21 protein-coding genes are annotated in these 21,439 nt (G+C 38.0%); 1 reads left to right on the top strand and 20 read right to left on the bottom strand.

All coding sequences use genetic code 11. The features are described from left to right. On the bottom strand, nt 1-3,014 hold a 3,014-nt coding region (locus tag FFM55_RS07960; protein ID WP_170999677.1), incomplete at its 3' end, for a mucin-binding protein. A gap of 295 nt (nt 3,015-3,309) precedes the next feature. On the opposite strand from FFM55_RS07960, the gene FFM55_RS07955 reads away from it, so the two are divergent. After that, complete coding sequence (locus FFM55_RS07955) at nt 3,310-3,666, top strand: hypothetical protein (protein ID WP_137600849.1); 357 nt, start codon at nt 3,310-3,312, stop codon at nt 3,664-3,666. 1,528 nt (nt 3,667-5,194) lie between these two features. On the opposite strand, the gene FFM55_RS07950 is transcribed toward FFM55_RS07955, so the two are convergent. The 19 genes from FFM55_RS07950 to FFM55_RS07860 all read right to left on the bottom strand — a co-directional run bounded on the left by FFM55_RS07950 (nt 5,195) and on the right by FFM55_RS07860 (nt 21,437). Beyond that, a complete protein-coding gene (locus FFM55_RS07950; RefSeq protein WP_137600848.1) occupies nt 5,195-6,295 on the bottom strand; it encodes an IS30 family transposase in 1,101 nt (366 codons plus the stop codon). Between the two features lie 600 nt (nt 6,296-6,895). After that, nucleotides 6,896-7,372: a GNAT family N-acetyltransferase gene (locus FFM55_RS07945; RefSeq protein WP_137600847.1), complete on the bottom strand. Its 477-nt coding sequence runs from the start codon at nt 7,370-7,372 to the stop codon at nt 6,896-6,898. Nucleotides 7,373-7,421: 49 nt separating this feature from the next. Then, entirely contained in the window at nt 7,422-7,610 is a 189-nt protein-coding gene (locus tag FFM55_RS07940; RefSeq protein ID WP_137600846.1) for a hypothetical protein, read from the bottom strand. Beyond that, nucleotides 7,603-7,872 (bottom strand): hypothetical protein, encoded by a 270-nt coding sequence (locus FFM55_RS07935; RefSeq protein WP_137600845.1) that lies wholly within the window; start codon nt 7,870-7,872, stop codon nt 7,603-7,605. The genes FFM55_RS07940 and FFM55_RS07935 overlap by 8 nt, the downstream gene beginning before the upstream one ends. Before the next feature lie 122 nt (nt 7,873-7,994). After that, nucleotides 7,995-9,833 (bottom strand): hypothetical protein, encoded by a 1,839-nt coding sequence (locus FFM55_RS07930; RefSeq protein WP_137600844.1) that lies wholly within the window; start codon nt 9,831-9,833, stop codon nt 7,995-7,997. Between the two features lie 31 nt (nt 9,834-9,864). Further along, a complete protein-coding gene (locus tag FFM55_RS07925; RefSeq protein ID WP_137600843.1) occupies nt 9,865-10,236 on the bottom strand; it encodes a hypothetical protein in 372 nt (123 codons plus the stop codon). Between the two features lie 190 nt (nt 10,237-10,426). Beyond that, a complete protein-coding gene (locus FFM55_RS07920; protein WP_137600842.1) occupies nt 10,427-10,729 on the bottom strand; it encodes a hypothetical protein in 303 nt (100 codons plus the stop codon). 27 nt (nt 10,730-10,756) lie between these two features. Continuing rightward, on the bottom strand, nt 10,757-11,356 hold the full coding sequence (locus FFM55_RS07915) for a hypothetical protein (RefSeq protein WP_137600841.1): 600 nt from the start codon (nt 11,354-11,356) through the stop codon (nt 10,757-10,759). Next, nucleotides 11,328-11,915, bottom strand: coding sequence for a hypothetical protein (locus FFM55_RS07910; protein WP_137600840.1), 588 nt, complete (start codon nt 11,913-11,915; stop codon nt 11,328-11,330). Before FFM55_RS07910 ends, FFM55_RS07915 begins: the two co-directional genes overlap by 29 nt. Nucleotides 11,916-11,921: 6 nt before the next feature. Continuing rightward, nucleotides 11,922-12,329: a thioredoxin family protein gene (locus FFM55_RS07905; RefSeq protein WP_170999676.1), complete on the bottom strand. Its 408-nt coding sequence runs from the start codon at nt 12,327-12,329 to the stop codon at nt 11,922-11,924. Between the two features lie 7 nt (nt 12,330-12,336). Then, on the bottom strand, nt 12,337-13,566 hold the full coding sequence (locus tag FFM55_RS07900) for a phage tail tip lysozyme (RefSeq protein ID WP_137600838.1): 1,230 nt from the start codon (nt 13,564-13,566) through the stop codon (nt 12,337-12,339). Nucleotides 13,567-13,569: 3 nt separating this feature from the next. Then, nucleotides 13,570-13,794, bottom strand: coding sequence for a hypothetical protein (locus FFM55_RS07895; protein WP_170999675.1), 225 nt, complete (start codon nt 13,792-13,794; stop codon nt 13,570-13,572). Between the two features lies 1 nt (nt 13,795). Further along, nucleotides 13,796-15,748 (bottom strand): putative type IV secretion/conjugal transfer ATPase, encoded by a 1,953-nt coding sequence (locus FFM55_RS07890; protein WP_137600836.1) that lies wholly within the window; start codon nt 15,746-15,748, stop codon nt 13,796-13,798. Nucleotides 15,749-15,766: 18 nt separating this feature from the next. After that, on the bottom strand, nt 15,767-16,411 hold the full coding sequence (locus tag FFM55_RS07885; protein ID WP_137600835.1) for a hypothetical protein: 645 nt from the start codon (nt 16,409-16,411) through the stop codon (nt 15,767-15,769). Then, nucleotides 16,412-16,750, bottom strand: coding sequence for a hypothetical protein (locus tag FFM55_RS07880; RefSeq protein WP_137600834.1), 339 nt, complete (start codon nt 16,748-16,750; stop codon nt 16,412-16,414). It lies immediately after the preceding gene. Between the two features lie 264 nt (nt 16,751-17,014). Beyond that, nucleotides 17,015-18,037, bottom strand: a complete 1,023-nt coding sequence (locus FFM55_RS07875; protein ID WP_373863714.1) for a peptidoglycan bridge formation glycyltransferase FemA/FemB family protein — start codon at nt 18,035-18,037, stop codon at nt 17,015-17,017. 29 nt (nt 18,038-18,066) lie between these two features. Continuing rightward, complete coding sequence (locus FFM55_RS07870; protein WP_137600832.1) at nt 18,067-18,267, bottom strand: aminoacyltransferase; 201 nt, start codon at nt 18,265-18,267, stop codon at nt 18,067-18,069. 376 nt (nt 18,268-18,643) lie between these two features. Beyond that, nucleotides 18,644-19,162 (bottom strand): hypothetical protein, encoded by a 519-nt coding sequence (locus FFM55_RS07865; protein WP_063067205.1) that lies wholly within the window; start codon nt 19,160-19,162, stop codon nt 18,644-18,646. A gap of 19 nt (nt 19,163-19,181) precedes the next feature. Next, nucleotides 19,182-21,437, bottom strand: a complete 2,256-nt coding sequence (locus FFM55_RS07860) for a pLS20_p028 family conjugation system transmembrane protein (RefSeq protein ID WP_137600831.1) — start codon at nt 21,435-21,437, stop codon at nt 19,182-19,184. Nucleotides 21,438-21,439 lie beyond the last annotated feature (2 nt).

Here is a 21,439-nt window from a genome sequence, read left to right as displayed (position 1 = left end):
ACATCCGTATCGACCGGATACTTTGGTCCATCTGGATTCTCAGGATCGATTGGCTCACCTGGCTTACCTGGTTCTTCAGGCGTAACGGTTGTCGTCTTGTGCTTCAATGTAACCGTATACTCTTGGTTAGCGGCATCGTCATGATCGAAGACCACCCCGTCAGCTGGGTAATTATCTGAAACTAGTTCATAACCTTGGTTAACCAAGTCTTGAATGTTCTGGTTTGTGCGGTAATCACTCGTTGTATCGCTGGCACCGGTTAGCTGGTCAACCTTAATCGTTTGACTAGTTGTGGCATCAACGTAGTTGACGGTCGCATGTTGCTCATTAGCTTCATAATGCAATGGCGTATCGTCACCTGGCTTAGTTGGATCAACGGGATAACCATCACCTGGGGTAACTGGCTTTCCTGATGGATCAACTGGCGTATAACCTGGTACATCAGGAATAATTGGCTCACCCGGCTTAGTTGGGTCCGTTGGATCATTTGGATATGGCACTGGGTCCACACCTGGTACGTCAGGTACCAATGAGCCTAGTTGATGGTAAACCACTGTTGCCGTTTGATCAGCACTATCAGCCGTTACCGTTTGGGCTGGTACACTGGCTTGATCTGCGTAGTAACCATCCTTTACTGGGGTTGGCTTAGCGTCGAAGACTTTGTCGTCATTTTCAGCCTGCCAATCAGTGTAAGTCACTTCACCAGTCACTTCATCAATCACACCAGTGCGGTCAAAGTTAACTTGATCAGTTACCGGTGCGAAGACCTCGTTCCCAGCTTCATCCACGTATTGAACCGTTTGGTTCACGGTGTGATGCAAAGCTGCGTAATCCGTATCGACCGGATACTTTGGTCCATCTGGATTCTCAGGATCGATTGGCTCACCTGGCTTACCTGGTTCTTCAGGCGTAACGGTTGTCGTCTTGTGCTTCAATGTAACCGTATACTCTTGGTTAGCGGCATCGTCATGATCGAAGACCACCCCGTCAGCTGGGTAATTATCTGAAACTAGTTCATAACCTTGGTTAACCAAGTCTTGAATGTTCTGGTTTGTGCGGTAATCACTCGTTGTATCGCTGGCACCGGTTAGCTGGTCAACCTTAATCGTTTGACTAGTTGTGGCATCAACGTAGTTGACGGTCGCATGTTGCTCATTAGCTTCATAATGCAATGGCGTATCGTCACCTGGCTTAGTTGGATCAACGGGATAACCATCACCTGGGGTAACTGGCTTTCCTGATGGATCAACTGGCGTATAACCTGGTACATCAGGAATAATTGGCTCACCCGGCTTAGTTGGGTCCGTTGGATCATTTGGATATGGCACTGGGTCCACACCTGGTACGTCAGGTACCAATGAGCCTAGTTGACGGTAAACATATCGAACATCTTTTGTTTGATCAACATATGGATTAGAAACAGTTATCGATCCTTCAGGATATTTATAGGCTCCTTCAATAATTTGATCTTTTTGAAGTCCTAATTTTGTATAAACCGTATTGCCTTTAGCATCATATATTTTGGCATCCATTGTACCTTTACCATCAACTTCGGTAAAGACTATTTTATAACCATTATGAAAATCTCTAACATACTGATCTCCAACAGTACCAAATTGCGACATTGTACCAGAAGCATTCTCAGGTATAACTAAATAATGTTCATTATAGTAGCCATTGACCAACTTCGGACCATCAGTAGTATATTTCTGTCCTGTTAGTCCATCTTGTGTAATAGGTTTAATTTCATGGCCGTTTACATCGACAATATTATTACCATTCTCATCAACATAAGATACCGTTTGCGTAATTAGTTTTGGAACGAAAAAAGTAACTTTGTTATACAATACCCCTGGATTATAGCCTCCAGTGGCATACTCACGTGACCAAGATTCTCTTCCACCAGCAACTAGTCCAGTATAGTCATCATTATAAATTTTAGTCCCGTTTGATAAATTAACGGTCTTCCCCTTTTCTAGTGTCTTTTCTTCAAGAACATTTTTATTTCGAGCGTCAATTAAATGAACGTATACAATGCCTGATCCTGCACGATTAGTAGATAAAATAATTTGTTGTCGTTTATCACGACTTAACAAATAATAAAATGAATAGTGATTTTGATCGGGATCAACCCACATATCCTTAGGATAATCTGGATCACTTACACTAGCATTTTGTGCCGAAACATTATTGTTTACAACTTTTTCATCTGAATTAATTGTGACTGCTTTATTGATATCTACTTTTTTATTCTGCTCTGTTTTTTTAGAATTTGAGTTATCATCAACAGTATCATCTTTTTTTTGTTCTTCATGAGAAATATTTGTATTTAAATCTGCAGTACTTTCATTATCCTGTTGACTTAATTTATCTGCTGAATCACTTGTTACATCATCAGTAACCATATCACTATCTGAATTAACAACATTTTTATCAGCATCAAAACTATTCACTGAATTTCCTTCTTTTTCTTCAGTAAAATTGCCACTAGTACTTAAAGATTCATCGGTTTCCTCAGATGAACTGCTCTGTGCTTGGTCATAAACAGGCTTTTCAGACAAATTATTAGTAGAAGTACTACTTTCTTCATCATCACTATCAGCAACTGACGTTTCTCTCGTAGAATTCTCAGCGTCTTCAATGCCACTCTTGTCAGTATCAGAACTATCATTGACTTCGTTATTAGAAGACTGTGTAACTTCAGCTTCAGTAGTCTTTCCAGATTTGACGCTTTCTGATTTAACATCTTGTTTTGGCACAGATTCAGATAAAGAAGACGCTTCTTCTTTTGATACTGCACCCTCATCTGGTACTTCGTTACTATAAGACAGCACACTCGTCGCATCATTTTTACTACTTGTCATTGTCTGAAAATTTTCTGAAACATCAGCATGAACGATTACATCGCTACCAATCAACCCCACTCCCAAGGTAATTGAGGCTAATCCTGCAAAAACCCATTTTTTTCCGTCTTTGTACATTTTATAATGTAAACGACTATTACCTAAACCCATTTTATCCTCCTACAAAATAGTATTTAAAAAATATTAATTTAGGTTTCATTTAACCTATAGAGAAATATTAGTAAAAATAATGGCTTAAAGGAGAACGATTTTCTCAAATTTATCTCATTAATTTCACAGGTTAATAAAAAAATGATATTTATTACTAATAATTGCATAAAACAGTTCTTCTTTTTTGATACAGAATTCTAATTGTTGCCATAATTTAATAATAAAAATTACTAATCGAGGTAAATTTCTTATTCTACTGATGAAAGTTAAATAATGGTTATTGGAGTTATATGATATGTTACAAACATTTACACCTTTTATTGATGAAAATCGATTATTGAGTATTAATTTTTTTGAATTACTATACGATCAGAATCAAACTACTTATTCCATATATAAGTTAAAAAAAGAATTAGCTATAAGTAGCTATAAAATGCATCATTTGTTAGAAGAAGTCGAAGATATTTCAAAAACTATCCTACAAATTAAAATGACTCACTCAAATGGTTTATTGAGTTGCACTTTAATAAATAGCACCAGTGTTCATCAAGCAATATCCTATGAAGCTAGAAATTCAATTAACTTCCAAATTTTTTGTCATGCTTTTCTAACATTAAAAATCAATCTAATGAATCCTTTGCACAAAATTTAAACATAAGTATTTCAACCTATTTTAGGCCAAAAAAAATATGTTTAATCGTCTAGGGAAAAGTCTTATTAAAAATATTTCTCAAACTGAAATAAAGCTTCGATATTACATATACACGGTATTTAAATATTTTTCATATTTTGAATTTATAGAGCCGTATTACAACTCAAAAATTTCTTCTCTTAAACTAAGAAATTCTATTACCTATGCCTCTCAAATATGGAATATCAATCCCACAAAAAGTCAAAGACTCGAATTAAATTTTTTTATATTTATCAATTACTATCGCTCTAAAATGGGGTTTATCATAACTAAAAAAGAAAATGTAAATTTTATCATTTTAATACAACTCCTAAAATCAAACTGCTTACTAATCACTTCGTAAGATGTATGGCAAAAAATGTCAACGGATGACTTTGTTTTAATAGAAATTTACAAATGATAAAATAAAAAAGGTTCTGACGTTGTTAATTCAAGATATTGATAAAGAGGCTTATCCAATCACATTAAATAGTAAAACTATTAATTAAATAGATAATATCTATTATTTATTAAGATTAACTGAATTATTTTTGACGCCCTGTATTAACCCTATTTATATAGCCATTGATTTTACTGATAGTGATTTTTATAATAACTACATTGCAAAAACAGTTAAAACGATAACTGATAAAAATTTTTTCAATGTTGTCGTTAATAAAAAAATTAATAGAGAAACAAAAAAATTTATTTCAGATGTGTATAATCCATCATTTCAGGGTAAACAAGTTATTTGGAAATCTGCTCCTGGGCCACCTGATTGGAAAAATCTTTACTATTTAATCCAAAAATTCGTATGGAACACATTAACTCAATTATGCAGAACTTGGACGTGCATTTGACATTGATCCAAGAACAATTAAAGTATTTTTAGATATGCAAGACCGAAGCGCCCTATAATTGTTAGCTTTACAATCTAAACAATTATAGGGCGCTTCAATGCACAAAAAGGCCAAGACGTAGGCTTGGCCTTTGTTGAAAGTGTATCTAATGAAAGTTGTGGTTAAAGTAACGTTGCACGGCATCAATTTTAAATTTAGTCATATAAAAATATCCCATAATCGTTAGATTGTATGTCTAACAATTATGGAGCACTTCACGAGTAAACACCGTCTTTCTTATTTATTTTTAAATAAATTATCAAATGGTGATTCACCTGTGTTGGCAAATTGCGTTAAAAACAGGTATTGTCAAGTATTTAATGCAACTCAAGTAATTTTGCCATTTTTTTGATGCTTATAAAGTCTGATTTGCTAGTATTCAGCCAGCTTTTTAACAATTTAATGACATTTTACAATTCTTCACGATAAATTTGTGTTTTTTACATTAATTTAGTAACCAGCTTCAATATATCGTCCTTAAATTAGCAAAATTAAAAATTATTGCATCTTTTTATATTTTTTAAGCACACAAAAACCAGCCTCATTATGCTGTTTTTAAAAAATAGCTTTATCAGGCTTTTGCAACGATATTTGTTAAACTACGGTTACTTTCATGCAGTTACTTGTAAACGCCTTGTTGCTCGTTTAAACAGATAATTTGGGGATTTCTGACTCTTAACAGCATGTGTCAGCGGTTTACTATTAATCTCGTTGATCACTTGATTAACTTGTTGCTGCGTGACATCACTAAACAAAGTGCCTTTGGGAAAATACCATCGGGCGCGTAAGTTTCGATTAGTCCGCTCATTAGTTGCTCGCTCGTACGGCGCATAAGTATTGGCCACGTATAAATCCCCTAAATAACACAAAATAAACTTCACCACACGACTATTCACAAATTCGTGCCCATTATCGCATGTGATTGATTTCACATAACGACCATACTGGTGTTTAAATTGACTAAGTACCCTCACAATTTCCAAAGCACTCTTGGATTTTGCTTTAATAGCTACTTGATAACGTGTTTTACGTTCAACAAAGGTAATTAATAAGGAGCCCTGATGATTTTTGCTTTCAACCCCATCCATTTCCCAATGACCAAAAGTACGACGCTGATTAATTGATGCCGGCCGCTCATTGATACTGCGTCGTTGTCCAATATACTGACCAACTTCTTCCGGTGTGACAAGCGGTCGAAAAGACCGATAACGACGTTGATATTTTTTTGCTAAAGGTCGTCTGTATTTATTCAATGCCCGGTTTATATTACGACGATACCGTTTCCCTTGCATTGGCAAATCCTGGTTTGATAGCCCTGGAATTTTATTCTGATTGATCCAGGTATAAATCACAGTTGTATTTGAAAATAAACGCCGATGCTTTGCAACCACTTGACCGGGTGTAAAGTGATGCTGTTGTATTTCTGTTTGTAAAACTTGTTTTTTATAATTAGTCAATGACGAAGGTCTACCAGCATGATGCCGCCGATTTTGGGCGCGAAATTGCGCATCGCGAGCACGGTACATAGATTTCAGTAATTTTGTTGGATAACGTAAATTATCTTTTTTATTATCTGCAGTGCCTCGTCGGATTTCTCGCGTGATTGATGAGCGGTTTCTGTTTAATCGTTCAGCTATTCTAATTAATGAATAACCTTCCTTAATCAATAGTTCAATTTTTATTCGTTCTTCATACGAAATGGATTGACTCATAACATTTGACCTACCTTTTAAATCATATTTCTTTAAACTATTTTCATGGTTAATTTCAATTATAATAAGCAATATTACTCCAATTACACTGTTATTAGATGAATTTGAATTGTCGTTACTGGACAAGGTACCACTTAATACAATAAAAATGGTCGTAGAATGCGTTTCTCAACACTCAAATACGCACAAAAAAGCCAGCAACTTTGCTGGCTTTTTTGTGCATCAATCCGGATTTCATGGACCGACAGAAGAAACAATCTAATTGTAGTAAAAATATAGAGAATCATAAAAAAAGCAATTATCTATATTTAATTTGCTACACAAAAAATTCCATTTATCCAATGTATAAAATATCATGAATTGGAAATAATTTTGAATTATTTGATAGTACGACATTATTATCTTGAAATCCCAATACCTGACCTTGTTAAAGCAGTACTTAATAAATATAATGTAGAGCCTTGCTCTTTAAACTCTTACTAAATAAGAAATTCACTATCAGCGGTGGGTTTGTGTACAGGCAAAACATTTCAATATAAAAGATGTCACTCCCTCAATTAGTAACTTTAACGCCATTGGCATGATTTTGTACAGATATTTTTAATTAAATTTTTCTAAGCGATATAATTGTTCATCATCAAGAATACTATTACCGTTTTTAAATGAATAACCCATTTTTTGGTAAAATCCTAAACCGGTAATTGAAGCGGGAATTTCAATGCGCTTGGCTCTTGTAAAATATTCGTCCTGTTCTAATACTTGGATAAGTTGCTTACCAATTCCTTGTCCTTGATACTTAGGCGATACAAAAATATTAAACAGGCTACTTTCATCATTTTTATCCCAATATGCACTAATTGAACCAACTGCAATAATCTTGTTTATAGAATTATCAATAAATACATAGCAGTGTAAATATTTTGCTCTCTCTATAAAATCTTGAGCAGTAAGTCTTTTTAGATCATTGTCTAAATATTCTTTAGAATAATCCTTTATATTGGTAGTTAACATAGTTTCCTTAACTACATTTGCAACTTCTTCTGCGTCTGAATCCTTAAATGTTCTATGTTTAATCATTGTAACTATTTTCCTTCATTTAATTTAAATAATTGAGACTTATTATACTCTAAGATGATTGACCTGACATAATGATTCGTTCTTTACCAACTTGGCTAATTAACATAATAGTTGTATCTGACGGCAAAACCGGGTCACTTACTTCAAAGTAAACCAGTTTCTTAGTATTGTGTTGAAAAGCCTCAACATATGCACGTGCTTGGCTAGGCTTCTCAGCTAGGATACGGTACTCATTCATAACCTGTCTTTCGAATTTTTTCATCAAGTTCAGCAAGTGCAACTTGCGTTTCATGATAACGTTTTTTCTTTTCTCGGCTGGTCATAAAACACAAAACACTCATGAAAAAGCCAAAACATACAAACGCTAAGCCAAACTTTACTTCTCCCTGATTAAACATGTCAACTACTATAAAACTTGGTGCAATGTAAAAAAAGAACGACCACATATAACCAAAATAATAACTAAGCCGTTGCTGCAATCGTTTTAATTTAAAGAACATTTTACGTCCCCCTCTCCTTTGATGTTTAATGTCTTATTAGTTGCTGATCATTCGGCAATCATCATGACCAGGAATCGAACCTCATTCAGTTAAAAACTGACCACCAGGCATGACGGGTTTGCTCACGATTGTGAGACATGTTCAGTTTCTTTTTGCCGACTTTTAAATGGATGCAACCACTTCGCTAACTTGGCTTGGCGGGCTTGTTGTGCTAATTGTTGATGCTGCGCTAAATCAACTTGATCACTCTGCAAGCGATGCTCATATTGTTGATTAACAGTGGCCAATTGTTGCTTCACACGTTCTAAGTCTTCCTGTGCTGTTTCAGCGCGGAACTGCCACTTAGAAGATTCTGCTTGCAATTGACCAATCTGACCTTCTAGATCCATTCTAACTGATTTAAGTTGATCATGACGTTCCTCAAGATTGAGCACTTCTGCATTCGCAAATTGCAAGCGTTCCTTTTCAGCTTGTGCTTGGTCTGAATCCTGACGGATTGCAAGGGCCTGCTCGTGTTCTTTCATAAACTCTTGACGGCGCTCTTCAAGGCCACTTGATAATTGTCGATAAGCTTTCGTCAACAATTCGTTGGCTTCTTTTTGACCAGTGACAATTTGATCTATCACCTTATGGCGTTTAAATTCTGCTTGATTGTAGCGTAATTGTTGCACTTCCTGTTCAATATATTGCGTTTGGGTTGTAATAATCTGGGCAATTTCATGTTGAATAATTTGATCACGATCGGCTGTTAATTTCTCCGTGGTCTTAGCTTTATCAGCCGTTAAATTTTGTTCAAGTTTAGCTAATGTTTGTGTATGGCGTTGTTCTTCATCTGCCACGGCTTGTTGATAATCGGACTCTAACGCTTGTAGTGAATTATCTAAGCGTTCCCTATAATCTTTGGTATGCCGTTGCGTCACTTGTTGTTTAACAGGGGTTTGCCAATCAGTCGCAAGTAACTCATCAATGGCTTGCGTATCCTCATGCACATCAGCAATGTTTTGCGTCAAAGTTTCTCGATAAGCATCGGCCACTTTATCAGCAGTTTGTTGCATGAAAGTATTGGCCTCTTGTGTTTCCCGTGCCATCATCACATCAACATAGTTATCACTTTCCGGAACTACAACCTGTTGTTCATCAATTGATGCGGTCTTAAAAAACGACGTTTTCACATCAAAAGCCTTAATCAGACTTGCAATGGTGACCGTACTGTTATCAAATTGTGCTTTAACCGGTTCATCATTGACTACTGCAGGTGTTGCTTCTGATGATGCTTGACTAGTGGCACTAACTGATTCAGATGCAGCTTCTGATGATTTCACTTCTGGTTTCGTCGGTGTTGCTCGCACATCATCATTACTTGCCTGCTCGTTAGCTTGCTGGCCAACGGGCGCTGCTTCGCTAACAATCAAACGTTTAGGTAATAAATGAATAATTTGATTATTTTCTACAGCTTCTACATATTTTTCTTCACTTGGTAGTTCTGGTAACTCCTGATAAGCAAAGCCACCTAAATCATGACTAGCCGCCAGAAAACTGGTTAAGGCTTCCGCTAAGTCAGTATAAGTTAAATCGTCATCCAAACGGACTTGTTCATCATTCAAAACTTGATTGACCGTTTCCACAACAAAATTTTCCATATCCGGCTTAACAGTGGCTTTTTCCCACGTGATACCTGTTTCAACCACCTTTTTAGGATTTTGCGGATCAACTGTTAAAAAACTAACGTCACCTAACGGGACAATTTCACCCGTTGCCGTTACCACGGTTTGTTGTAATTTTTCTGTCAGTGCTTTTAATTCATCTAATTTTAAATTCGGCCACGTTTGTGCAATTTGACCGGTTTCTGCAATGATATTTTTGATTAATGGATTTTCACGATCCAAGTTAGATTTAACAATCTGTGCCCGATAAGCGCCTAAATCAATCGATGGTCGTTTTCTTGTTTTCAACCAGGGCATATCTGACCTCCTTTCGAGTTAATTGGTTACTTTAAAATGGCCATTGCCAAGTAAAGCCACCACCAGCACTGGTAACGGTTTGAACAATCCAGGTAACCCCCAAACCTAAGCATAGAATTCCAACGATGCTAGCTAAACCAATCATCACTTTTTTGGTGCCAGAAGCATGTAGCATTTGATTACCTGATGCCATCATAGCAATTCCTAAAGCAGCCCCAATCGCCCCTAAAACAACTGTTAGTAGAATTAAGAAAGTAATAACCTTACTTCCGGTATTCTTAGCAGTTTCTTCTAGTGCGGCAGCATGAATTAAAGTAGCTTGACTGCTGACCAATAAAGCTGTCCCAGCACTAAGAGCGGTTGCGGATAATCCTCGTGACCAAGGTTTTGTTACTGTTGTCATAATGTGACCTCCAAAAAAATTATTGTCACTATCTCTAGTGCAACCCTATCGTAACGAATTTTTAAAAGCCTATGTAAAAGTGTCCCAAAGAAATTTTTAAACTAAAAGAACAACCGTTCAACTTGGCAGTGCAAAATACCAAATGAACAGTTGCTCCTTAAAATCTAATTACCTAAGTCAGTTAAGTTTTTTAGAAGTTTTTAGGTTTTAAAAAAGACTGATAACCCTCGTTATTATTAAACCGAATAACATGATCATTCATTCTAAATTGACGACTACCATGTTGATCAGCTTTGACCATTGCGGTACGTAAATGAACTTGTGTCACCCGTAAAAATTCACTTAACTCAATTAGGTTACTAAAATATTTAACATAATCAACAATATAATGACCCTGTGCAGAATTTTGCCATAAAGCGTGTCCTAATTCTTTTGCAGCCGAACTACTTAAATCCCCCTGACCAGCAGCCATAAGTTGTGGTATCCAGTTCATATCTGCCACCTTTCTTATTTACATTTACTAATCAACTGTTTCCGTGCTATCAACAGCGATATTGTAAATTCCTCGTTGCTCAATTTTCACTAATTTATCAGTCTCTCCATCATACGTTACCTGAAAGACTTTCACCGTGTCTTTGCCATCTTCATCTTCAAAATTCAATCTTTGAGTTGTATAAACCGTGGCTTCTAATTGTTGATCAGTAATCTTCGTCGGGATAATTTGATTTTTTACAAAGGTTGACTGTAAGCCTAACTGGCGGGTTTTACTATACTTATCTTCTTTGAATAATTTTCGATTGTCATACACAGCCTGACTGACCACTTTTTTGGCCGCTTTACGACGGTGATTATAGCCTTTTTGATCGTCGTAATTAAAGTAAGCACTCATAAAGGTATCCAATCGTTTTTCTGTTTGACTATATAGGGGGCGTTCCCGTTCAAATTTGGATAACTTTTGCTGCGTTTGTTGCTGCTGTAAGTGGTCTTGTTGTTCGGTTTGTGTTGCTTTTTGATTGGCACCCATGAAAATAAAAACAAAACCGATAACAATTGCCACCACGCTCAAGCCACCCCAAATAAAATAAAAGCGCTTAGTAGATTGTGTCGTTGGCGTTCTCACTTGCTTTCACCTCTCCTAATTGAATATCTTCGACGCGTAATTGATGCTGGTATTTACTTAATGTGACTAACACCGTAAATTTTGTTTTCGTATGTCGGGTTTTCGCTTTTTTATCATCCGAGATACCAAAAGCTTCAATTTCAATCTGACCATCACCAACAATTTCCCCATCGGCCATTTTGTTAAACTGCAAATCATGCTGGGTTAATTTCATGCCGCTATTCATACCGACAATTGCTTGAATCGCCGTATAAGCATCGGCATTGCCGTAGGTTTCATCCTTGGCAGTAATATCACCTTGCTTAGTTGCACCAGCTAACGCACGATCTAAAAAGGCCACCGTCCGTTTTTGATAAATGGCATCATTAACCAATTTTTCTGGCTTTTGCTGTTGTTTTTGCGTCGCTCGTTGTTTCTTTTGCACTTGTTGTATTTGATTATGCGTAGTCTGTTGTTGTTTGGTTTGTTGCTGCCAGTAGATAATCGCTAACCCGGCAAAGAGAACACTTAATCCTAAAACCAATTTGACTAGGCCGCGATATAGCTTTGGTTTATCCATCAACCTTTACTCCTTTATTGCTTTAATAACTTTTGTCAATCGTTGGGGATTATTGGCCCCCGAGTACCGCGCTACTTCTTGACTACCTCTTAAATGAATCGCAGTTGGCACTTCAATGACGTTGTATTTTTGATATAATTTTGAGTCTTTCGTGTCGACAATCACATAATGATCGGCTTGGCCTTGTTTAATCGTTCGATTGACTTGGCGGACGACTTGCTGACAGTCGGGACAACCGGTTTTGTGGAAAATCAACACAACGTCATCTTGCGTTGTTTGTTGTTGCCGTAAAATTTGTTGCGGTTGCTTGGTGTCATGGTAAGTGTAGTTCTGCCAGGTCCAATATCCACCAGCTGCAATTGCTAGACTGGCTAATAAGACGACAATTGTTTTTGCATATTGTTTAACTTTCATCATTCACCTACTTTTTGTCTTTGGTTTGATCCGTTGAAAATGGTCCGGCAGGTACGGTTTGGCCTTTAGCTGGGACCGCTTTGCGGGGTACCTTTGATAGATAATCACCACCACTAACTAAACCATCAGATTGTGGGGCAAAGGCCGGCTTCTTTTTGTTGACACCGAAATGCACGTGCACACCTGTTGCTAATCCAGTTTGTCCTTGGTGTGAAATATGTTGCCCTTTATGGACGGTATCCCCTTTATTAACGACGATGGCACTTTGTGAAGGGGCGTGACCGTAATAGGTATAACTGCCATCATTATTTTTAATCACGACATAATTACCACCGGTTGAATCCGAGGTTTTGGCATACACCTTACCGTCAGCAACGGCATAAACGTTGCTGGAATCACCCGTTTCCTTTGCGCCGACCGATTGGAAATCCACCCCATAATGTGGGCTACCGCCGGCACCTTGGTAATTGGGATACCCACCGGTGATATTGTACTGACCTTTAATTGGCAAACCAGAACTTGTCCCCATTGCAGGTGGGCAATTATTTGGATTTAAGGTTGCCCCACCTTGAGCTGTGTTTGAATCACCACCCGTTAAATCTATTAAACTACCAGAAAAATCTAGCTTAAAAACTTTTTTGACCTTCTGTGCTGTAGCTAAGGTTTCCGTGGCTTTTCGTTGCGGATCAGAAGCAGCAACACCTTCAAAATGCACGTCCCAGGCTTCCAGTGAATGGGTTAAGTCAGCGTTGTGCATATCCGATAACGTCGCTGCATGCGTTGTTTTCAATTCTTTAATGGCTAAGTTGATTTGACTATCCACATTGTCTTGCGTATCTTTATACCGATTACCATTCACATTACCGGCACCCCATTGCCAAATGCCTTTCACTTGCCCGCCAGGATTAACAGCTTTGGGATTGAATTGACTTTCACGCAAACCAATGGCTAACGCAGCGGCAATGTTATCACCACTCATATGGAGCTCATTTTTAAATTTATCAGCTGCAGTTTGCATTGCTTTGTGGGTATTGGACTTACTGTCTTTCCAATCACCCCCAATGCCTGCACCGGACGGTGTATCGTTATTGCTGGTGTAACAGACGCTACTATCATCACCGCCGCCACCGGCTAATAAGTTAATGACCACCAGAAAAAAGAAAAACAAACCCAGTAAAACAAGTAGTACCGGAATTAAAATTTTAACCCAAAACCAAACTGTAATGGCTTTTTTCATCGGCTAACCCCCAATCGCTTGCAGCAACAGCATAATGCCCAACACTAAGAAAATCACGACGGTGATTAATAATAAGCGCAGTGTGCGTTTCACCACAGCTGGATCTTTTTTAGGCCACTCACCCGTCTCCTTATAGTGCTGGTAATCACGTTCTGCATCAGCACGAATCGTACTGGGCTTGTACCGATGCAAACGACTGACTGCTGGTTTCTTTTCTTTTTTACTCATATTAGATACCCCCACCATACATCCGTAGTTCATCATCGGTTGGTCGATAAGCCGTAATAAAGATGGACTGGAAGCCACGTAAGATTAGTAAGAATTGTCCTACTTGTAGCATTGGTAAAGTATTTAATTGATCCGGCGTGGCATCTGAACGACTCGTCACGTTGGCATAACGGTTTTTATCATCTTCTGGTAACCGTCCAATGTGATGATTTTGAAAACGATTGAAAAAATCGGTCATGGCACGGGCTTCTTCTGAATCTTGTTGTTGTCCTGTTGGTAACACGTTTTTAAGTCCTGGGAAAATCATAAACAAGCCAAAATAATTCTTACGTTGCTGTTGCATCATTTTGTCGGCAAAGGAAATGCCTAATGGATTCGTATAATTGATGACGTCATCCGCTTCATCCTGAATCCACCAAAAATATTTAGGAGCTGCTGTACCATCTGCGACGGTTTCTTTGGTGAACTCACCACGCTGTTCACGTGCAAGTTGTTCATACCCATTCATCACGACATAGGAATTCATCAAGGACATAATACTAAAATACTGGGCTGCATAAACCTTGGGGTCCCATTCGGACATCCCAGCAGTATCGAACATGATAAGTTGTTCATTTGATAAATCAGGAACGTTTGTATGCCCATTAACCTTTGAACCATACTGGTTTAATAGATTATTAAGGACCATCACAATGTTATCTAGTCGTTCCCGATTATTCCCCGTAAAATCACGAGCATTCAACAGACGCGCTTGCAGATAACTGATAAATGTTTCTAACGTCGGATAAGCATTGGCATCCAAACCAATAATCCGTAATTCTTCTGGGTGATCTTCTGGTGAATATGACCATATTTCTTGATCTTCGATATAAAAGCGACGTAATTCATCCATGAATAGATTTAATTCACCAACACCTGCTTCAGGATTTAACGTGGCATAATACGTTTTGACTTTTTCTAAGTGTTGTAAGAAAGAATTAATCACATCAATTTGGCCATTTTCATCTAGGACCGTCCCGAAGACATGAAGGATATTAACCCGATTTTGGGAACCATCCATCGTTAAAATCAGCCCCCCTAATTGTTGAATATGTGGGAAATAGCGACGGGTCCGATCAAATAACCAAATCGTATCACCACGGGCAAAGAGTGGATCTAATTGTTGATGCATCCAGGTTGATTTTCCTGAACCGGCGTCACCAATGGTTAAGTTATAAGCCGTTGTGCGGTGTTTACCATCAGAGTGGCTCGGGTCAAACGTCACTTCGCCACCTTGAAACGTCGTGGCCAAGTTTGCACCACGCGCGTCTGCCAAAAACGTTTGATTAAAGGCATAGGTACCCGCCAATGAGTAAGATTTCATCGGAAAACCCTTATCTTTCAACGCTAAATCTTGTACTTTCATTGCAGGTACAAAGAATTGACGCATGTGGTTAGCCATTTCACCGGCATAAACCATTGATTTATAGTTACTCAACCGTTGGCGGAAGGCGTCTAGTTTTGTGCGTAATTTTTCAATCGTACGTTCCGTAAATAACACGCGGACATACAAACGCTTATAAATTTCTTGGCCATTCAACGCATCGTTTAAATCGGCCATATTTTGTTGATATTCATTGCTGGCCAACAGCTTGCGTTGGTCATTTTGCCATTTATCTCCTAAAATTGCATTGTTAGCATTAGCTGCGTCTTGCAAGGCTTTTTCTACTTTGGCACGACTTTCGGTACCCACTTTAAGAATCGTAATCGTGTTATCCGTATCCAGCAGATTACGGAACCACATTTGTTGTTGGGTCTCTTTGGGATAATCATAAATCGTCACGATGGTGCCGACTCCATTACCAAAATGAATATAATCTGAATGGTAAATAGTTGGACTCGGATTTTGAACCTGCCAGATTAAATCTAAGTCATACCCTTGATTGCGTAATTTAGCCGCAACACTGCGTTTCATAAGGAGCCTCCTTTTTAGCTATTGATTTAGTTGTTGTGTTGGATCTTGTAAGATTTGCAACATCGTCTTTTTTTTATCTAATAACATTGGTTGAGCTGTGATTGCCCGCCCGCCAGAACTCATAAAGATTTCTCTGGCGGTCCGGGTTTCGGCTGCGGACTCCCCGTAAATAAATGCTGTATAGCTTTGGTGCTTCACGTTTTCTGCTACATGCCGTAAACTTTCTATTTGGCGAGTAACTAATTGATAACGCAGTTGTAATTGACGGTAACGACGTTGATCAGTAGTCTGTGCCATTTCTTGATCAATCGCTTGCCGATTGGCTAACCAAGCCCGTTGTTGAATCGTTGTTTCTGCTGCCATTCGTGTGATGATAATATCAAAATCACTGGTAAACGTATTGAGCAGTAAGTGATAATCTCGAATAATATTAGAAGCCCCTTCAGAACCGACCCCATAAACGAAATCTAAATCCTTCCCGTAAATCGTTAACATGTCCATATAGCCAGCATCTTGTTTGTTTTCACCTGCCAACACTAACAAGTTATCGTCACCTTCGAATCGTTTAAACGGCAATATATCTAAAACACCGACTTGCGGCCGGCGTAATTCAGCAAGTTGCTTGAGAGAAAATTTTTGCTTTTTGGCTTTTTTGAATCCCATTTAATCCTCCTTCTCCAGTGGCATACATTTCATCGACCCATGAAGACTTTGTGAACTAATGGTTTTAGGACCACGCACAAACACTTCATCAATTACTAAACTATTGGGGTTACTGGGTGCTGGTAGAATCGCATAAATTGCAGTCACGACCATAACCACCAGAAAAAAGCCTTTGGAAAAAGTAAATTGATAAGAAAATGCTTTGGAGAGCATGATATACGTAAAGAGGAAAAAGCCTCCCAATACGGCGAGACGTTCAAAATTTAAAAATAGCAATCGGGGTTGTTTCTGCCAGATATTGTTACCTGGTGAAAATTCACGATAATTGTAACCTTGCATAAAAATGCCACCTTTCAATAATTTATTTCTTTGATTAACTACCGTTATCGTAACGAATTTTTAAAAGCCTATGTAAAAGTGTCCCAAAGAAAAATAGGAACAATTTTGCACAAAAAAAGCGTTCAACATAAAGTTACGTTGAACACTCTGTTTTAAATTTTACCCAAATTAATATTACAACTATGTAATAGTATAATCACCACAAAACATCTTCCATTAAATTATTTTAAGGCTAGGTTTGTCAAAAAACATAATAAATTTTCACTATCTTGCGATTAATTTTTTCAGTTTAATATACATATTATATTTAAATTTATTTACCGGTATGTCAAAAGTACCAATTAATTGCTGTGCGACACCCTCAAAGTGCGTCTTGAACTTTAACACACCATCGGTACCGTCAAATTTACCGTCAATGCCTAAGAAGTTATACGTTTTAACCCCTAATTTTTGCGAAATTTGTAACATATAGTCTTGAATCTGGTAAGGTGCATAGAACTCACTGTATTCTTCATATGATCCCGAGAATAAATAATCCGTTTCTTGCGGCATAATGATGAACATAGCTGCAGCAACTGGAATTACATCTTTTCCTACGTGAATCCGCATTTGCTTACCATGTTCAATGCGTACTTTATGATTTTCCCTTTGTTTAAATAATTCACTAAGTTGTTTATCAATACGCGTTTTATTAGCAGCTGTCTCACGTTTCTGCTGTAACCTATCAATATCACGGTTGGCCTTTTCCAGTTTATCGGTCGCAACTTGAATATACTTCGAGAAGCATACTTCTGCTACTACAAACTTAATCCGATCCTGGAATTTATCATACGCTGTTTCAAAATAAATTAAATCTTTACTCAAGAAATGCCGACGTTCAGCCGTATCATCAATAATTTGTTTAAACATTGGTAATTCTTCTCTAGATAGTTCACGCACATTAACTTGATAGAGTTTATTCTTCTTTAAATACTGCTTGGCCATCTTATGGTAGCTCTTTGCTATTTCCGGGTATGTTTTACCATCAATCTTTTTCACATATTGCCAAACTGTCACTCCAGTATCTTGCATCCCATACTTAAATGGTTCATGTGTGAACCCTAAACTACACATCGTATCAAGAATTTGCTTTTTAGGTGTACAAATTGGTTGGCCATCATTGTCGAATTCTTGATAAATCGCATTTGGCGACACACTTAAATACAACCCTTTATTATGTTTAGCATACTGTACTAAACCATCAAAAAAACATTGCAAAGCATCCTTATCAGCCCAATCCTTTACAATTGGTCCGTAATCTAATGAATACTTATAACCTAATTTTGTTGGGTCCCAATTAACGACCCCCCCGCAAGAATTTCGTCTGTATCGTTCACAACACCAAATACTTTTGCTTTACGACCTCTACTTAACAATAATTCAAATTGATAACTACTTTGACCAAAGTTCCCTAACTCATTAGTTTCCACAAACTCTTCCCATTGGTCTAATTGATTATCTAGTTCTTTAAATCTCATAATTTTTCGAAAACCTATTCCTATATTTATTGATAATAATACATATATGTAAACAATATCAGTTATACACCATGATTCACTAAGACTAAAATATAGCTTAAAAAATTTAATGAAAATTTAAACTTGTTCGGTGACTAAAGTTACTCTAATAAATAATTTTCATTACTGTAAAGTGATAGGAAATCCAGCACTAAGATATAAGATAACTACTTAATATATAAGGAAAAAATCATCTCATATTCAAAAAAAGCCTAAGAACTAAGTGCTTTGTAGCACAGGTTCTTAGACTTGTATCTTATATATATACGTATTTTCCGTTTAAACAAACTACTTTTGGTTACTAATTTTTTTACGAGTAATGAAATAAACTGTACAATTACCGGACTAATTGATTTACATTTTCCTTCACGTCAGGATCCTTTTGTGCTTGTTCTGGACTCTTAAAGTACCAGTTATAAACCGAGTCAGAGTAATATGTCATTCCCGAATTAAATTTACTGTTACCGTAAGTTTCATGATAAATACGACCAATTTCTCCATAACCTTGTTGTTTATCAACTAAACGATTGTTGTTAAACAAGTGATTAGTTCCTAATTTAGTTTTTTCTGCGGTTATTCCGTCAGCACTAGTTTTAACTCCTATATTATATTTATTAAAAAAGTAATTTTTTATTTGTTTTGCTGACCAAGTCGTCCGATATAGTGTGGGATCATCCTTGCGTAAATGTATATAATATCCAGCTGGTGCCTTTTCAAACTGCTTATCAATTTCCAATTTGTTAAAAGCCTCATCTGATAAAGGTTGATTGTGTTTGTAGATACCATATGAAACACCACCAGCGACAACAACAGCTGCTGCAATTAGACTAATTAGCCATTTAATTTTTGTATTCATGTTTTACCTCCGACTGGTTCTATGAACGTTGTGGATTATCTTTTCGGGGATAAACCTGTCTTAGATCTTGTTTCACTTCCTTTTGCAGATTATTATACGTGTTATTGGTTGCGCGTTGGTTTGTTTGCACTCGGTTAGTTGGCTGAACAGTACCTCGTTGACTAGTTGTCCGCTGCGAAGTTACCCCTTGATTATTAATTGGTTGGCGATTAGTTCCCACTGAATTAACTGGTTGTACCGGCGTTGGATTAGGCTGTGGTTGTTGCATCTGACTTGATTGCTGATTAGGCATTGCTGGCGAACTAGTGCTTGTTGGTGCAACCGTTGAACCATTAAATGAACCCATCGGCCGTGATTGAACACTTTGACGTCCAGTAGCTGACGGCATTGGTGTCGTTTTTGGTGGGTTAACTACCGGTCTTGCAGCTGCTTGACTACCATTACGACTAGTTACAGATGCATGTGACGATTCGCTTGAGCCACTGCTACTTGTCACACTATTTAGTAAGATAAGCCCTGGTTGTCCACCCGTTGCTGTGTTACCAGAACCTACTACACCGCCATTTTCAGGTTGATCACCGGTTGGCTGGTTAGTTTGCGCCATGGTACCTGCATTACCACTGATTGCTCGCCCTGGTTGTGCTGGTGTTCGTGATCCGCTGGTACCAGGTACTGCTTGCGTATCACTAGTGGTATTGGCACCGGTAGTCGTCGCTCCGGCTGCTTGACTAGCTGTTTCAGGGTGATCTGCACTGGTATTTGGTCCACTAGCAGCTGCATTAATTGGCAAACCGCTTGTCCCAAGACTATTTGCCGATGTAGCTGTTTGTTGGCCTTGACCACCACTGGCACCACCTTGTACTGCTTGCTGTGTTGCATTACCACGTTTACCAGCTTGACTAACTTTTTCCTTCATAGCTTGGGCACCACTAGTAAATTTCTGACCACCAGCCATTGCTTTTTGACCACCTTTGGCAACACCATGTCCAACAGCACCCGCTGTCCGCACGGCCGATCCCGCCAATCCTTTGGATGCACGACCAACACCTGCGGTGGCCGCAACGGCACCAATGAGGCCACTAGCCGTACCACCATGACCCGTTGGCATACCCGTCCAGTCGTCAATCAAAGCAAATCCTGATAACAACCCTTTACCGGCAGCTAACAATAACGCCACGCTTACCACAGTATAAGGTCCCCAAGAGAGATTTTGATCGTTAATTGCTATTATACCCCACTGTACGAAAGCAAAAAATAAAACCAAATTTAAAGGCAACAAAGCCATGCCTAAGATACTGCCTTCCATCACATGCAGAATTTGCATCGCCTTTTTACCTTCCATATCGCGAAAAGCTAATGCTAGTAAGGTTAGTGAATAATAAGCTAACCGGAAGAAGCGCACAATTAGTTCAATAATTGCTAAGAATCCAACAATCGCAAAGACAATCTCTGCTGCAATAATCCCAATCCAGTTCACTTTCACCCGTGGGTAAACTTCTTCAGTTCCTTTTAACCAACCGCCTTTATCGACTTTCTTGATTGAGCTTTCTCCTTGTTTATTCGCAAAAACATCTTTAGCCTTATCCTTCATACCCTTTTTGGCATCGTCATCAATAGTATCCGTAAAGATGGATGACTTAACAATTGCATTGGATGAATTCTTTTGAATTGGGCTATAATCATGAATCTTTTTATCATCCACATTGAAATTAGCTTGAGCCACCTTTTTAAGATCAACAGAATTATTTTTCCAAATATCTGTCAAAATACTATGACTCCCTGACCGAACATTCGTTGTACTGGTACCCCCTAAAAGTTCCGTATTCATACTTTTAGCGACCTGGGTACCACCTGAAATGAGTAGTGGGACCATTGCAATGATAATCACCGCTGTTACAATACCGGCTGGCCATTCTTTGCCTCGACGACCGGAAGTTAAATTAAATTGAATCACTTGAATCGCCAACATCAAAGCTAAAATAATAATCCCAATCATAAAGAAAATGCCAATATACTGGGTTAATCCGTATCCGGACATATCTTGTCCAGAACCATTGGCTTCTGTAAACAAACTACTAAAATCCATTAGTTTCCAAGCTGCATGCCAGGCGGTTAGTACGGCGTTTGCTAAGTCATAACACAAATCCGCAATTCCTTGACACATCATCTGTAAAACTGACAAAAACATGCGTGATTTTGGTTGTAAATAATCGGCCCATGATTCATAAAACGCATTTGTGGGGCCACTTGCTGGTAGTGGTACCAATCCAATCATGT

The organism is Weissella sagaensis, assembly GCF_005405285.1.
GTDB classification, from domain to species: Bacteria; Bacillota; Bacilli; order Lactobacillales; family Lactobacillaceae; genus Weissella; species Weissella sagaensis.
Note: the sequence above shows the minus strand (reverse complement) of the source record. Positions and strands in the feature narration are given on the sequence as shown.

Excerpts from the sequence above, each read along its gene's own strand:
- FFM55_RS07920 (WP_137600842.1), bottom strand. The coding sequence starts at position 10,729 with ATGAACTGGATACCACAACTTATGGCTGCTGGTCAGGGGGATTTAAGT.
- FFM55_RS07940 (WP_137600846.1), bottom strand. The coding sequence starts at position 7,610 with ATGAATGAGTACCGTATCCTAGCTGAGAAGCCTAGCCAAGCACGTGCA.
- FFM55_RS07880 (WP_137600834.1), bottom strand. The coding sequence starts at position 16,750 with ATGCAAGGTTACAATTATCGTGAATTTTCACCAGGTAACAATATCTGG.
- FFM55_RS07905 (WP_170999676.1), bottom strand. The coding sequence starts at position 12,329 with ATGAAAGTTAAACAATATGCAAAAACAATTGTCGTCTTATTAGCCAGT.
- FFM55_RS07860 (WP_137600831.1), bottom strand. The coding sequence starts at position 21,437 with ATGATTGGATTGGTACCACTACCAGCAAGTGGCCCCACAAATGCGTTT.
- FFM55_RS07895 (WP_170999675.1), bottom strand. The coding sequence starts at position 13,794 with ATGAGTAAAAAAGAAAAGAAACCAGCAGTCAGTCGTTTGCATCGGTAC.
- FFM55_RS07890 (WP_137600836.1), bottom strand. The coding sequence starts at position 15,748 with ATGAAACGCAGTGTTGCGGCTAAATTACGCAATCAAGGGTATGACTTA.
- FFM55_RS07955 (WP_137600849.1), top strand. The coding sequence starts at position 3,310 with ATGTTACAAACATTTACACCTTTTATTGATGAAAATCGATTATTGAGT.
- FFM55_RS07950 (WP_137600848.1), bottom strand. The coding sequence starts at position 6,295 with ATGAGTCAATCCATTTCGTATGAAGAACGAATAAAAATTGAACTATTG.
- FFM55_RS07885 (WP_137600835.1), bottom strand. The coding sequence starts at position 16,411 with ATGGGATTCAAAAAAGCCAAAAAGCAAAAATTTTCTCTCAAGCAACTT.
- FFM55_RS07925 (WP_137600843.1), bottom strand. The coding sequence starts at position 10,236 with ATGACAACAGTAACAAAACCTTGGTCACGAGGATTATCCGCAACCGCT.
- FFM55_RS07865 (WP_063067205.1), bottom strand. The coding sequence starts at position 19,162 with ATGAATACAAAAATTAAATGGCTAATTAGTCTAATTGCAGCAGCTGTT.
- FFM55_RS07910 (WP_137600840.1), bottom strand. The coding sequence starts at position 11,915 with ATGGATAAACCAAAGCTATATCGCGGCCTAGTCAAATTGGTTTTAGGA.
- FFM55_RS07945 (WP_137600847.1), bottom strand. The coding sequence starts at position 7,372 with ATGATTAAACATAGAACATTTAAGGATTCAGACGCAGAAGAAGTTGCA.
- FFM55_RS07870 (WP_137600832.1), bottom strand. The coding sequence starts at position 18,267 with ATGAGATTTAAAGAACTAGATAATCAATTAGACCAATGGGAAGAGTTT.
- FFM55_RS07900 (WP_137600838.1), bottom strand. The coding sequence starts at position 13,566 with ATGAAAAAAGCCATTACAGTTTGGTTTTGGGTTAAAATTTTAATTCCG.
- FFM55_RS07935 (WP_137600845.1), bottom strand. The coding sequence starts at position 7,872 with ATGTTCTTTAAATTAAAACGATTGCAGCAACGGCTTAGTTATTATTTT.
- FFM55_RS07930 (WP_137600844.1), bottom strand. The coding sequence starts at position 9,833 with ATGCCCTGGTTGAAAACAAGAAAACGACCATCGATTGATTTAGGCGCT.